This window comes from Vibrio gazogenes (genome assembly GCF_023920225.1).
GTDB lineage: Bacteria > Pseudomonadota > Gammaproteobacteria > Enterobacterales > Vibrionaceae > Vibrio > Vibrio gazogenes.
This window is the reverse complement of record NZ_CP092587.1, coordinates 3,417,745-3,431,700: the sequence shown is the minus strand read 5'-3', so window position 1 is coordinate 3,431,700 and position 13,956 is coordinate 3,417,745. Positions and strand designations below refer to the sequence as shown.

Here is a 13,956-nt window from a genome sequence, read left to right as displayed (position 1 = left end):
AATATCAATATGAACGATAACCATAAATCCTCTATTCAATTAGAGCGAAAAAGTCATTTGGCGCTTCCATTATCATCGGCTCAACGGGGAATCTGGTTTGCGCAAGAGCTCAAGCCCGATGCTCATGGCAAATTCTTTAAAATTACCGAATATCTGGAAATATCTGGTGTGGTTCAGCCGGATCTTTTTGAAGTGGCTATCCGCAGGACTGCCAGAGAGATTGAATCCTTTCAACAGGTTTTTGAGCTGACGCCTCAAGGACCGAAGCAGCGGTTTGGTGTCGATCCTCACTGGGAACTACCCATTCTCGATTTTCAGGCGGAATCCGATCCCCAACGCGCTGCCAAAGCATGGCTTGATGCCGACTTGGCCCGCCCTTTTGACCTAGAGCAGGGCCCTCCGTTTTCTTTTGCGTTGTTACAACTCGGCCCTGAGCGTTTTTGGTATTACGCCTGTGTTCACCATTTGGTGTTGGACGGTTTTGGCGGGGTTCTGTTATCCAGTCGTGTGGCTGAAATTTATTCTGCACTGGTGGCAGGAGAAGAACCGCCGGCCTGTCAGTTCATTTCGTTGGCTGAAGCGATCGAGATTGAGCAAGAATACAAAGCATCGAAGCACTACCTTCGCGACAAAGCGTATTGGCAAGAGGTCCTGAAAGATCGGCCTGCGCCTGTGAGTTTGTCGGATAGACAGGCCCCCTGCACGAATATTATTCGTAAACAGATGTACTTACCGGCATCCACTAACCGGATGTTAAGAGAACTGGCGGTGGAATGTAAAAGTCAGGTGCCACAACTGCTGATCGCTTTAATCGCGATTTATCTGCACCGTGTCACCGGAGAAGATGATCTGGTTGTCGGGTGCCCGATGGTCGCGCGAACCAATAAGAGACTGCGTCAATTCCCCGGTATGGTTTCCAATGTGCTGCCCTTGCGGGTCAATATCGGTACTGAGGACACGCTCGTCGATATTGTCTCTCAGGTAAAACGCCGTATTCTCGGTGCCGTACGTCACCAATGTTACCGCGGTGAAGATCTGGCGTCCGATCTTGGGATTCTGACCGAGAGTGAACAACTGTTCTCGACCGATATTAATATCTTGCCGTTTGAATATGAAATGAAGTTTGGTGACGCGCCCGTCAATGTGAATAACCTGACTCTGGGACCCATTGACGACCTCTCGATCAACATTTGTGATCGTGGCCCTCAACAGGGGCTGGAGCTATGTATCGATGCTAATGCTGCTTTGTATAGTGAAATGACACTGGCCTCTCATTTCTATCGCCTGATGTACTTCTTCTCCTGTGCAGCGAGTGAACCGGCACTCACGGCAGTGAATCATTATCATCTGCAAATGCCGGAAGAAGCGTCGATGATTGATGCATGGAATCAGACGCAAATTGCATTTCCGCCGGCACAATATGTTCATGAACTGTTTGAACGGCGGGTGAGTGAAGAGCCGGAGCATATTGCATTCACGTGTGCCGGAGAAAGCGTCAATTACGGTGGGCTGAACATTCGTGCCAACCGCCTCGCTCATTACTTGCGGTCTCTCGGGGTTGGTCCGGAAAGCCGAGTTGCAATCTGTTGTGGCCGAGGGCCTGACTTGTTGATCGCGATGTTGGCAACACTAAAAGCCGGTGGGGGATATGTGCCGATTGATCCCGCGTATCCGGCAGAACGTTTGCAGTACATGCTTGCCGACAGTGCGCCGACCGTGGTGCTGACCGACGGAGTGATCGATTTCAGCGGCCTGATGGCAGAAACATTGCCCGAATCACGGCTGATTCATACCCAGCAAGATCGTGGCTTATGGTTTGAGCAACCATCGTCAGACCCTATGGTCAGAGATCTCGGCCCTGAAAACCTCGCTTACATTATCTATACCTCCGGCTCAACCGGTCAGCCGAAAGGCGTCATGGTTGAACATCGTCAATTGCTGAATTTGGTCAACTGGCATAACCGCGCATTTCATGTTCAGCAAGGAACGTGTGTGTCAAGTGTTGCCGGGCTCGGGTTTGATGCGGTTGTCTGGGAAGTGTGGCCGCCATTAAGTGCCGGTGCGACATTGACGATGCCATCGCTGGAAGCTTCGCGTGATCCTGAGCAACTGCTTCATTGGTGGGGTGAACAACCGATAGAAGTCGGTTTCTTACCGACCCCGATTGCTGAACTGGCATTTGCACGTCAGGTTGCACCGAAGACGTTACGGTATCTGTTGGTCGGTGGTGACCGGCTGACGCGTCAACCGGATAAATCGGTTTCTTATACTTTGGTGAACAATTACGGTCCGACGGAAACTGCGGTTGTTGCGACATCGGGCGCGATTCGGGCAGCGGATGATATGCTGCATATCGGTAGCCCGATTGCGAATACTCGCATCTATATCCTCGATGAATTCTTACGCCCCGTCCCACTTGGGGTGACCGGTGAAGTCTATATCGGCGGGAATAGTGTCAGCCGTGGGTATTTGAACCGTCCGAAGATGACCGCTGAACGTTTTTTAGCCGACCCTTTCTCCGATCAGCAAGAGAGCAAAATGTATCGCACGGGAGATCTCGCGCGTTGGCGTTTAGATGGGACGATTGAATATCAGGGCCGCAATGATAGTCAGGTCAAAATTCGGGGTTTCCGGATCGAGCTGGGTGAAATTGCAACGGCTTTGCAGGCTTGTCCGGGCGTTCAGAGCGCCGTCGTCACGGTGTTACACGCCGATGAATCATCCGAGCGTTTGGTCGCGTACTACACCCGTCAACACAAGACATCAATTGAGATTGAAGCGTTGAAACAACGACTGAGTGAATCTCTGCCCAGCTACATGGTACCAGCGGCATTTGTCGGGTTGGATGCGATTCCGCTGACAGCAAACGGCAAAGTCGATTACCGAGCATTACCCGAACCCGATGCGGATGCATTTGTGCACCGGAGTTATGCAGCGCCACGCGGCAACGTAGAGCAGTTACTGGCCTCGATTTGGCAATCCTTGTTGCATGTTGAGCAAGTGGGACGGCATGATAATTTCTTTGAACTGGGCGGACACTCACTGCTGGCGGTACAGTTGATCGAACGCCTGAGACATCATTATTACCATCTGGCGATCAAATCGTTGTTCACCACACCGACGCTGGCAGAGCTGGCGCAAACCTTGAGTCAGTCATCGAAGAGTGAGCGTCAGGTTCCAGCGAAGCTGATTCCCGAAGGATGTACGCAAATTACCCCGGACATGCTGTCACTGGTGGAACTGAGTCAGTCTCAGATCGACACCATTACGGCCTCCGTTCCCGGTGGTGCAGCAAACATTCAGGATATCTATCCGCTGGCACCGTTACAGGAAGGGATTTTATTCCACCATTTGTTGGAAGAAAAAGGCGACCCTTACGTGACGCGGGCGATTAAAGCTTTCGCCAGTCAGGATGCGTTGCAACAGTTTGTCGATGCGCTTCAGGCAGTCGTGAAACGTCATGATATTCTCAGAACCAGCCTCGTCTGGGATCAGTTGGACGTGCCGGTTCAGGTGGTATGGCGTGATGCCGTGTTGCCGCTGACGCCACTGACGCTTGACGGTTCGAACATGGTCAAGGCGATTCAGCAGCGATTCGATCCAAGTCATACCCGTCTGGATGTTCATCGGGCACCGATGATTGAAGCCTATCAGGTTGAAGATGCCGCCGAAGGACGATGGTTACTCTGCTTACTGATGCATCATTTCTGTCTGGATCACACCACATTGGAGTTGATGATGGAAGAAGTGCAGGCGCATCTGCTCAATCGGGTAGAACAACTGCCAACGCCACTCCCATTCCGAAACTTTGTGTTTGAGAGTCGGTTGGATAGCGATCCGGAAAAAGAGAGTGCTTACTTCTCTGCACGTCTCGGTGATATTGATGAGCCTTCTGCACCATTCGGTTTACTCAATGTGCAAGGTGATGGTCACGAAATTCATGAACTGCATTTACCGGTTGATGATGATCTGTCTCAGTTGCTCCGTGAACACGCTCGTCGTCAGGGGGTCAGTGCCGCCAGCCTGTTCCATTTGGCTTGGGGGCTGGTGGTTCGTGCGACGACTGGCAGTGATGATGTGGTGTTCGGCACGGTACTGTTTGGCCGAATGGCCGGTGGTGAAGGGGCTGACCGTGTGCTGGGGATGTTCCTCAATACATTACCGTTGCGTTTGTCACTTGCCCATGAAACGGTCACGGAAGCCGTTCAGTATACGCATCGGCATCTGGCAGAAATGCTTGAGTATGAGCATGGTTCGTTGTCTCTGGCTCAGCAGTGTAGTGGTGTAGCGCCACAAACACCTTTGTTTAGCAGCTTGCTCAACTATCGTTATGATGGGGGCAACAGTCAGACAGGGATTGACACCGGATCGATGAACCTGCTGTTTACCGAAGAGCGAACCAACTATCCGATCACGTTGTCGGTCAATGACAATCCCACCCAAGGGTTTTCTTTAGATATTCAAGTGGATGCAAGTATCGGTTGCGAACGTGTCGGTGCTATGGTCACGCGCGCTTTACGCGAGTTGATCTCCGCGCTGGAATATGAGCCCAAACGGTTGATTCATTCGTTGAACATCTTGCCGAAAGATGAATATCGGCAAGTGATTAACCAACTGAATGCAACACGCACTGCCGCTGTCACTGATATCTGTGTCCATACCCTGTTTGAACAACAGGCTGACAAATATCCGGATGTGATGGCAGTGATGAGTGACACTCAGAAACTGACGTACCGCGAATTGAACCGGCAAGCGAACCGTCTGGCGTATTATCTGCGGGCTCAGGGGGTCTCTCCTGATCAGCGAGTTGGCCTCTGTTGTGACCGTAACACCGATCTCATGGTTGCGATGCTGGCGACATTGAAGGCCGGGGGATGTTATATCCCGATGGATCCGACTTATCCGGCCGATCGTTTGCAATACATGGTGTCGGACAGTCAGCCAACATTGATTTTATCTGACGGCATCCTCGATACAGAAACGATTGTCGGCAATGCGGGAATCCGTGTGATTAACGTCAGTACAGAGATGTTCATGTGGCGTGATTATCCGGCAACCAATCCGCAATCTGAGCACATTCGACCGAATCATTTGGCTTATGTCATTTACACATCAGGCTCAACCGGGCAACCCAAAGGGGTGATGGTTGAACACCGCAATCTGGCGAACCTGGTGCATTGGCACAATCGGGCGTTTGAGATTCAGGCGGGTACTTGTGTTTCCAGTGTGGCAGGGGTTGGTTTTGACGCAACCGTCTGGGAAGTCTGGCCGCCATTGTGTACCGGGGCACATGTCATGTTGCCGGCGCTTGAAATTTCTCGCGATCCGGAGCAGTTACTGGCTTGGTGGATATCACAACCGATTGAAGTCGGCTTCTTATCCACACCGATTGCTGAACTGGTGCTGTCAAGACAACTTGAGCACCCGACGCTGCGGACGTTGTTAGTCGGTGGGGATCGATTGAATCATCATCCGCATCCGGAGAGCTCATTTACGCTGGTCAATAACTACGGACCAACCGAAACCACCGTGGTTGCAACGTCAGGTGTGATTCAGCCGACAGACGATTTATTGCATATCGGTTCGCCAGTCGATAATACCAGTATCTATATTCTGGATGAGTATCAGCAGTTGGTTCCCATCGGTGTCAAAGGGGAAATTTATATCGGTGGTAAGAGTGTCGCCAGAGGTTATCTCAACCGTCCCGATATGACGGAAAAACGTTTCCTCGATGATCCGTATTCTTACGAATTCGGTGCTCGGATGTATCGCAGTGGTGATTTAGGCCGTTGGACTGCCGATGGGACAATTGAATACCTTGGCCGGAATGACAGCCAAGTTAAAATACGGGGTTTCCGAATCGAGCTGGGAGAAATCAGTGCCTGTATGAGTACCCATCATGGGGTTGCTGAAGCGGTCGTGATTGCGGCGAAAACACAGAATAATGATCAGCGCTTGCTGGCTTACTATGTCGGTCATGCTCAGACAGCACCGCTGCGTGCTTATTTGTCTGCACGTCTGCCGGATTACATGGTGCCTGTGGCTTATGTCAAACTCGACCAGATTCCGCTGACACCGAACGGCAAAGTTGATCGTAAATCACTGCCAGAGCCGGAAGCCGCTGACTTTGTCACGCAAGTTTATATTCCGCCGGAAGGTGAAGTGGAAGAAACGATTGCTGCGATTTGGCAGCGATTGCTCGGGGTTGAAAAAGTCGGGCGCAACGATAGTTTCTTTGAATTGGGCGGTCACTCACTGGTGGCGGTACAGTTCCTCAACGAAGCCCGTCAACATGGCTATGAGCTGACACTTTCGACGTTGTTCTCTGCATCGCGACTCGCCGATATTGCCGATTATATTCAGCGCAGTTCTGAGGTGTTAATTGAACATGCTGTGGCTCTTCGTCCTGCAACCGGTGATCAGCGGCCACTGTTTATTGTGCCGGAAGCCAGCGGAGAGATGCTGTATTCACCCCTGCTGACCTCTTATATCGATAAAGATATTGCGGTGTATGGTTTGGTGGCTCCGGCACGTAATACACCACCGTTCTACACCATTCAGGGCGCTGCGGCACGTTATGTCAGAATCATCCGTGAAACCCAACCGGAAGGGCCGTATCGAATGACAGGCATTTCGCTCGGCGGCACTCTGGCTTATGAAGTCGCGAGACAACTGCTCGGGCAAGATCAGGAGATTGAATACGTCGGTGTGATTGATACGAGGGCCGAGAAAGCCTTTGTGCCGCGCCATGTGGGTGAAGAGCACCTGACCGAAGAGCAGAAAATTCTGCTGATGAGTAAAGAGATTTACGACGGTCTTGCGTATGACATCTATGGTCTGGCCGAATCGGAAAGTACCCTGGAAGCGGGGATGACGTGGAAAGATCACTACCGGATGGCCAAAGATATGGGGATGTTACCGGCTGGCTGGACAGACACGTACTTCATGAACTGGATGTTGCACCGCGAGGCGTTGATTCGAGCGGAATATGAGTACCAAAATCTACCGGTCGATATCGATCTTTATGTTGCGGAGCTGCGTCCTCAAGGTGAAGAAGACGATATTGTGCCATATCTGCGTTGGGATCGCTTTTTACCTGAAACATCGATTCGTCCGACGACGATTCCGGGGACGACGCATTATCACTTAATTGTTGAGCCATATATTGGCTATGTCGGTCAGGCGATCTCAAACGATCTCCATGATCGGGAGAAAGACTATGCGAGTGGTAAAGTCATGCGTAATGCTGACTATGATCCACTGGTGACCCTTCAGGAAGGTCATGGTCACGGACCGACCGTCTTGTGTATTCCCGGTGCCGGTGTGAATGTCTGTGCCTTCATGGGGTTGGTGCAGTCCATTGCATCTGACTGGACGGTTCTTGGTTTCCAACCGCGTGGTCTGGAAGGCAATGATATTCCGCATACCACGGTTCAGGCAGCCGCCGCTTTCTATCTGAAAGCACTGGAATCAAGATCTTGTGTCGGGCCTGTGCATCTTGTCGGACACTCGTTCGGGGGTTGGGTTGCCTTGGAGCTGGCCGCATTGCTTGAAGCGGAAGGGATTCAGGTCGCCTCACTGACGGTTGCGGATTCTGAAGCACCGGATGCGACGCCTCGAGAATACAGTGATTTGTCGGCACTGATGTTGCTCATCGAGCAGTTTGAAAGACAAGGTGCAGCTTTAGGCCTGACTGAGCAAGACCTGAAAGGCTTCAGCCACAGAGAGCGGTTGACGTTGGTGTATGGTTATTTGGTTGAACAAGGCGTGCTGACGGGCAATACCAGTGTGGATGATTTGGATGGTATTTTCTCTGTCTTTGCGACCAACATCCGAACGCATTATCAACCTGCCGTACAGCCGAAGGCTTTGGTCAATCTGGTGTTTACTCAGGATATGAAAGCCGGTGTCAAAGAGGCTTGGCAGGCGCAGTCACTGAATCTGCATTGCATTGAAAGTCGTGCTGATCATTTCAGTCTGCTCAGACCGCCTTTCGTCTATTTGATTGCTGAAATTATGCAGCCGACATTCCGCACATTAGTGACCGATATCTGAATGAAAGTTTGGTGATGTGTCATAAAAGAAATTGCCCACCGTCTGGTGGGCAATTTTTTGTGAGTGAATTATCAGTGATTATTTATAGCTCAAATCACGGATCTTCTGGTATCCCGGATTAGCGCCCTTGAGTCGCCAGTAACGGATCCGGTGTGACCTGACCCGGCTTCAATTTCTCCGGTCGGTTACAGAGTAAAATCCCCACAATGGCCAGCAAGCCACCCACGCCCATTAACACGCTGAGACGCTCATCAAGTAGGAGCGCGCCCAGAGAAACGGCCGCAATTGGATTGAGAGCGATAAAAGCACCGGCCCGGGTTGCCCCGATCTTTTCAATGCCACTGTAGTACCAGATATAAGCAAGCGCTGATCCGACAATCCCCAAATAACTGAGGCTCATGAAGTCCTGAACATGAATCGATTCCAGTACCCCGAGATGAAATTGACCGCTGAACAGAGTGGTCAGTGTGAGCATGGCGGCACCGGCTAAAACCGAGTAAGTCACCGTATGCAGTGGCCCGATGGTTTGTACGGTGTGCTTGCCGAACACGCTATAGGCTACCCAACTCAGTACGCAGCCGACAATCATGAGATCACCGATGATTGAGGTGTGAGCCTGAAACACGGATTGTGGGGATTTACTGATAATCACCATCGCCGCTCCAACGATACAAAGGGTAATGCCGCATAGTCGGGTGAGTGAAAACCGTTCTTTGTGGAACAGAAAAGATGCGATAGCAATCATGGCCGGATTAGCGGCGACGATCAGTGAGGCTCGGGAAGCACTGATATGTTGTAATCCATAAAAGAAAAACAGGTTATAGGTGTAGATACCACAGAAACCGAGCCCAAACAGGACACAGACTTGTTTTTTCGTGATGCGGACAAAGCCTTTTCCGCTCAAGGCTAACACCAGCACCAGTGTTGCACCGGCCAGCAAGAACCGCAATGTTGCAGAAACAAGTGGCGGGATTTCCGGATTGATCGCCCGTCCGGCAACAAAAGTTCCGCCCCAAATGACAGAAACCAAGGCGAGTTTGAGATAGATGCCGGGATGACGGGCGCGGCTATCACTTAGCTGAGAAGAACGTTCAGTTGTATGACGCATATTTGATTAACTCGCTATATTGAGAGCGTACTGTGCGTGTTGCGCCGCATACGCTTTGGTCAGATGGAGGATATCGCGCTGTGCATGGCTGCCACCGATGAGATGCCAAGACTGCTGGCTCTGTTCCAGTTCCGATAAACAGGTTTGATACTGTCCGAGCGTGAACTGATGAATCGCTCTTAAAATGGCCACCCCAGTACGGTGTGTTTGCGGGTCAATCCCGAAGCCGTCACATTCAGCGATGAGCTTTTCAATCAGAAACGGCTGTTGGGTCGCAGAAAATGACAACGCGGCGTGGAGCTTGTGAAGATAAGAAACTGAGTTTTCAATCACGCCTGTCCAGAGTGTTGCAAGCTTCTGCCACTGCTTCTGAAACGCATGATCGGTCTGCTTCAGGTGAAGCCGCCACAGAAACCCGACGGCATCGAGGTCCTGTTTCGCAAACGGTGTTTCTTTCATATTACACAAGGTGTGGAAGGTATCTAAGGCAGCTTCCGGCATATGATTTTGTTCATAAGCAATGACAAGATGCCAGCAGATATGAATTTTCATTCCGGGATTATTTATCCATGATGAGGCCCGGTGATTTAAGAACGCGATGATTTGTTCCCATTGTCCGGTTTCGTGCAACGTGTGGACAATCGCGTGAATACCGTAAACATTGTCAGGACAGTTTTCGATAGAATCCCAGCCAGCGGCTAAAGCGGGTTCGTATTGCTGACATTCACACAGCACGAAAGACTTGATCGCGAGATAGAAAGGGTAGAGCGCATGGGTGCGGGGCAAAGCCGCTTCACAATGTTTCAATACATCGAGTAACCGCGTGGTTCGACCGGTACAGAACTCAAACATATGTAAAATATACAGCGCAATCACATCGGTCGGAAAGCGCTTTAAGTGAACTCTCATCAGTGTATAAGCCTGCTCATACTGGAACCGTGCCCAGGCTTCACAAGCCTGGTAGATGAGTTTGAATTCTGGTCTTTGGATTTCACGCCAGTTCATTTGGGCAAGGTGTAAGTTAAACCGATAAAACTCGCGAATTTCACAACTGGTGGTGCCGTCAAATCCGGCCAAGAGCTGATAGAACGTCTGGTGTGTTTTATTGTGGGGCTGACAATGTGCAGGAATTTCCTGAAAAGATAAAAAATAGCCGTTAATTTCCGGCCATAAAGATGAAACGCCATCTGTTGAGCGTTGTGACTGATGAACCATACTGCCACTCCTTTGCCATTGTTGTTTTATGGTGTAGACCATAGAAAAGATTTGATTCATATGGTTTTATATGATGATCGATATGATCACTCATAAGGAAATGAGGATTTACTCATGAGGTGGGTATGACATTTACGCAGTTGGAAATATTTTCGGTTTTATCAGATAGCCTGCATTTCACGATTGCGGCCCAGCGGCTTGGCATTTCTCAATCGGGGGTGTCACATGCGATCAAAGCATTAGAAGATGAGTTTGGGGTAAAACTGTTCCACCGTCACCAAAGTCGCGTCGAGCTGACCGATATCGGGACTCGGTTGTTAGCGCGCTCACGGACCTTGCTGGGCGTTGCAGAAACAATGCGTCAAGAAGCGACCGATGCACAGGGAATGAAGCAAGGCATGTTGCGTATCGGTTCATTCGGGACGACTTCGTCCGTCCGTTTGTTGCCGCATATGATTCACCAGTATCAGAAAAAATTTCCGGGGATCGAAGTCTATATCGATGAAGGGCCGGATATGCAGGTGGTTCAGTGGTTGAGAGAGCGTCGCGTCGATGTGTGTTTTGTGGTTTTGCCGGAAAATGATCTGGATGTGTTCCCGTTATTAGACGATCAGATGGTGGCTTTACTGCCTGCGGCACATCCACTGAGTCGGCTTGAGTCAGTGACGTTATCGTCACTGTGTTATGACCCGTTTATCTTGACCGGGGCGGGATCCGGTGAGTGGGTCATTCGCCTGTTTCATGCCGCAAAGCTACAGCCGCAGATTCGCTATCGCACGTCGCAGTTACTCAGTATTTTGTCACTCGTTGAAAGTGGTGATGCGATTTCCGTTGTGGCGGAGTCGTCGCTACCGGAGCGTGATTCGGACCGCTATGTCTGTCGGCCATTATCACCACCGATCAAGCGGCGTATCGGTTTGGCGGTATTGGACAGCCATCAGGCCAGCCCCGCAGTCAAGGCATTTATTACCCTTGCTCAACAGTTGCATTCGGTGGGAGCGTGACTGGGTGTCCTATTCCGGAAGGTCAATGATATCAGGTGGTACATTGATATGAGTAAAAGGTCATTTGTAACGATTTCCCTTGTATTTGTATTGTTTCTATCGATTTTTATTTATGCCTTGATGATGCAGCATAAAAGAAGGGGCGAACAAAGAACATCATTGCCCCCGACTTTGTACATGTTGCTCAGAAAAATGCGATGTAATTCAAAGTCCTAACACCTGCATGCTATCCAGCTTTAATGAAAGCTTCGGCATCAACCGCTGCGTTACAGCATGACACTGATCCTGATATAGGCGATAAGCCGCGTCTTCTGAAGAGGGAGACAGCAGCAGTTGATCAGGATTTTGAGCGCTGCCACTGCTGGAAAAGACCGGCAATATCAGACGAACACAACAACGGCATTGCTTGTTTAATCTGTTCCAACGGCCAATCCCACCACTGCATCTCCAGCAACATTGCAATTTCCGGTTCTGAAAAGCGTTTTCTTATCGTTTTTGCGGGATTACCGCCAACAATGGTGTAGGGTTCGACATCTTTGGTCACCAAAGCCCGGCTACCAATGACTGCACCATGACCGACTTTTACGCCAGCCATGATCATCGCTTCAGAGCCAATCCACACATCGCTGCCTATCACGGTATCTCCGGCACTCTGGTAAGCATTGACTGATTCCGAAAATGCAGGCTCTTCATCCATATAGAAGAAAGGAAATGACGTTACCCAATCATATCGATGACCTTGATTTCCGGCCATGATAAAGGAGGTGCCTGTGCCGATAGAACAAAAGCTGCCGATAATCAGTTTATCCACATCATCGCGATCGGACAGGAGGTAGCGAGCGCACTCATCAAATGAGTGTCCATGATAGTAGCCTGAATAATAGCTATAACGGCCGACTTTGATATTTGGGTTCTTGACTTGTTCTGTCAGCGGTTTTCCCTTAAACGGGCTTTCAAAATAATTTTTCATTTAATGTTTACACCAAAATTCTTGAATTGAGTGCCTGCGTCTTTTCGTTTACATCGAAGCATCAATTTCTGATATTTGTTCTGAGTGTTTAAGCTTATTCAATGCCGTAGTCTCGTTCGACCTTCGATATCCGAGTTCTGAATGATGAATACCATTTTTCATGGCCAAGCCTTTGGGCTTCTTGATGCGCTGCATTGGCTTTCCACTGCTTGATGGACTCAAGATCAGTCCAATATGAAACGGTTATTCCAACATCTTCTCTTGCGGACTCGATGCCTAGAAATCCCGGTTGTTTTGAAGCTAATTCAACCATCCGGTCGGCCATCTGGTCGTAACCGTTATCACCTTCCGTTCGGTGAGAAGTGAAAATCACCGCGTAGTAAGGCGGTTTCGGTGTGTTAGCGATGAGGGACATATTTCATCCTTTTAATATTTCATGCGGCTATGTCGGTTGTTGACAGAACTTCAACCATTCATCGTCATTTAGTATGGTTGAATACTTGGCGATACAATATCTCTTAAAGGTAATTTACAAAGGATGTCAAAGCGATAAAATGAACGCTCCACCCCTCATCAAATCACACCACAAAATGACCATGAAACCTGATAGAGTCACTGCGATGCAGTTGATTATTGACCAAGCTAAACGAGAGTTACCGCTTTATGACAGCGACACTTTCCGTTGTGGTACGGAATCCAATTGCATTGGCTGCCCCAAAAAACTGATGGAACTGGTAGAGTCAGAACTTTCTTACTGGGAGCATAATCTATCACGAGGGTCTGTGCCTAACTTTGATGACATTCGGCGATTTGGAAAGCTTTGCACGAACGTCAAAAGAGGGCTGGTACGTAATAATATTTTGTAGGTTTCGTGTGTTGGCAGTCCGTCTGAAATAGTTTGTATGAAGAATCAGCACTCTAAATCGGGTAAGGTGAGCCCCAAACTCTAGCTGCAACTTGTTAGGTGAATGAGTACGACGCACCGTCGATCTTGCGGACAGGAATATTTGAAAGCACTTCATTCTCAGCCATTCTCATATTAACCGCCAAGATATCTTCAGAGCACTTCTGTGTTGTAATGTAATGCGTTAAGCAGCCACATATGTTGCAACGATGAAACTCGACTTCTTTGTCACCCCAACAATAAAAAGCCGTTTTCTCATTCATGTTTATTTGGACCTGCTCAGGAGAATAGTACGCCCAAGCCGCAGCATAACGACGACAAATAGAACAGTTACACTCACCAACTTCTTTAGGGAGAGAACTCAATATTAAGCTAACGTTTCCACAGTGACACTTTAATTCCATTCGATCATTCCCCTGTATTCACCTAACCGTTGTTAGACCGCTTCCTGCCGTATAACATTCTTCAATTGTTCTGTATAACATGACTTCTGATGGCAATAAATGATTACTCCATTCGTCTCGTCGGGTTATTTGAATTCGGTGAAACCTTTTTAAAAGCTAACGTGATCGATGCACTCAGCGTAAACATTTACGGCACCGTCATCTCCCCCAAGCAAGACCTCGCCTTAAAATATGCAAAGCCCCCGGACAGGGAAATCTGCCGAGGGCTTTGGGGGGGAGTCATTATCCGCTGTTAA

At 49.5% G+C, this 13,956-nt stretch carries 9 protein-coding genes; 4 read left to right on the top strand and 5 right to left on the bottom strand.

Annotation, left to right across the window (positions count from 1 at the left end):
* Positions 1 to 9 precede the first annotated feature (9 nt).
* A complete protein-coding gene (locus tag MKS89_RS15225; RefSeq protein WP_072959330.1) occupies positions 10 to 8,055 on the top strand; it encodes a non-ribosomal peptide synthetase in 8,046 nt (2,681 codons plus the stop codon).
* 118 nt (positions 8,056 to 8,173) lie between these two features.
* Here the strand turns inward: MKS89_RS15225 and MKS89_RS15220 are convergent, their stop codons facing one another.
* Positions 8,174 to 9,163, bottom strand: a complete 990-nt coding sequence (locus MKS89_RS15220) for a DMT family transporter (RefSeq protein ID WP_077316239.1) — start codon at positions 9,161 to 9,163, stop codon at positions 8,174 to 8,176.
* A 6-nt stretch (positions 9,164 to 9,169) separates the two neighbouring features.
* Entirely contained in the window at positions 9,170 to 10,378 is a 1,209-nt protein-coding gene (locus tag MKS89_RS15215) for a tetratricopeptide repeat protein (RefSeq protein ID WP_072959332.1), read from the bottom strand.
* 125 nt (positions 10,379 to 10,503) lie between these two features.
* On the opposite strand from MKS89_RS15215, the gene MKS89_RS15210 reads away from it, so the two are divergent.
* Positions 10,504 to 11,382 (top strand): LysR family transcriptional regulator, encoded by an 879-nt coding sequence (locus MKS89_RS15210; RefSeq protein ID WP_072959335.1) that lies wholly within the window; start codon positions 10,504 to 10,506, stop codon positions 11,380 to 11,382.
* A gap of 337 nt (positions 11,383 to 11,719) precedes the next feature.
* Here MKS89_RS15210 and catB read toward each other — a convergent pair whose 3' ends face one another.
* Together catB and MKS89_RS15200 are read right to left on the bottom strand one after the other, a co-directional pair.
* Positions 11,720 to 12,352: a type B chloramphenicol O-acetyltransferase gene (gene catB / locus MKS89_RS15205; RefSeq protein ID WP_072959337.1), complete on the bottom strand. Its 633-nt coding sequence runs from the start codon at positions 12,350 to 12,352 to the stop codon at positions 11,720 to 11,722.
* A 94-nt stretch (positions 12,353 to 12,446) separates the two neighbouring features.
* A complete protein-coding gene (locus MKS89_RS15200) occupies positions 12,447 to 12,767 on the bottom strand; it encodes an antibiotic biosynthesis monooxygenase family protein (RefSeq protein ID WP_072959340.1) in 321 nt (106 codons plus the stop codon).
* A gap of 175 nt (positions 12,768 to 12,942) precedes the next feature.
* Here MKS89_RS15200 and MKS89_RS15195 point away from each other — a divergent pair, with 175 nt between their 5' ends.
* Complete coding sequence (locus tag MKS89_RS15195; protein WP_072959575.1) at positions 12,943 to 13,218, top strand: hypothetical protein; 276 nt, start codon at positions 12,943 to 12,945, stop codon at positions 13,216 to 13,218.
* A gap of 94 nt (positions 13,219 to 13,312) precedes the next feature.
* On the opposite strand, the gene MKS89_RS15190 is transcribed toward MKS89_RS15195, so the two are convergent.
* Entirely contained in the window at positions 13,313 to 13,660 is a 348-nt protein-coding gene (locus MKS89_RS15190; protein ID WP_072959342.1) for a GFA family protein, read from the bottom strand.
* An 89-nt stretch (positions 13,661 to 13,749) separates the two neighbouring features.
* Between MKS89_RS15190 and MKS89_RS15185 the strand changes: the two genes are divergently transcribed.
* Positions 13,750 to 13,956, top strand: a complete 207-nt coding sequence (locus MKS89_RS15185; RefSeq protein ID WP_072959345.1) for a hypothetical protein — start codon at positions 13,750 to 13,752, stop codon at positions 13,954 to 13,956.

Coding starts and splice junctions, on each gene's coding strand:
- MKS89_RS15215 (WP_072959332.1), bottom strand. CDS start 10,378: ATGGTTCATCAGTCACAACGCTCAACAGATGGCGTTTCATCTTTATGG.
- MKS89_RS15185 (WP_072959345.1), top strand. CDS start 13,750: ATGGCAATAAATGATTACTCCATTCGTCTCGTCGGGTTATTTGAATTC.
- MKS89_RS15200 (WP_072959340.1), bottom strand. CDS start 12,767: ATGTCCCTCATCGCTAACACACCGAAACCGCCTTACTACGCGGTGATT.
- MKS89_RS15210 (WP_072959335.1), top strand. CDS start 10,504: ATGACATTTACGCAGTTGGAAATATTTTCGGTTTTATCAGATAGCCTG.
- MKS89_RS15190 (WP_072959342.1), bottom strand. CDS start 13,660: ATGGAATTAAAGTGTCACTGTGGAAACGTTAGCTTAATATTGAGTTCT.
- MKS89_RS15225 (WP_072959330.1), top strand. CDS start 10: ATGAACGATAACCATAAATCCTCTATTCAATTAGAGCGAAAAAGTCAT.
- MKS89_RS15195 (WP_072959575.1), top strand. CDS start 12,943: ATGACCATGAAACCTGATAGAGTCACTGCGATGCAGTTGATTATTGAC.
- catB (WP_072959337.1), bottom strand. CDS start 12,352: ATGAAAAATTATTTTGAAAGCCCGTTTAAGGGAAAACCGCTGACAGAA.
- MKS89_RS15220 (WP_077316239.1), bottom strand. CDS start 9,163: ATGCGTCATACAACTGAACGTTCTTCTCAGCTAAGTGATAGCCGCGCC.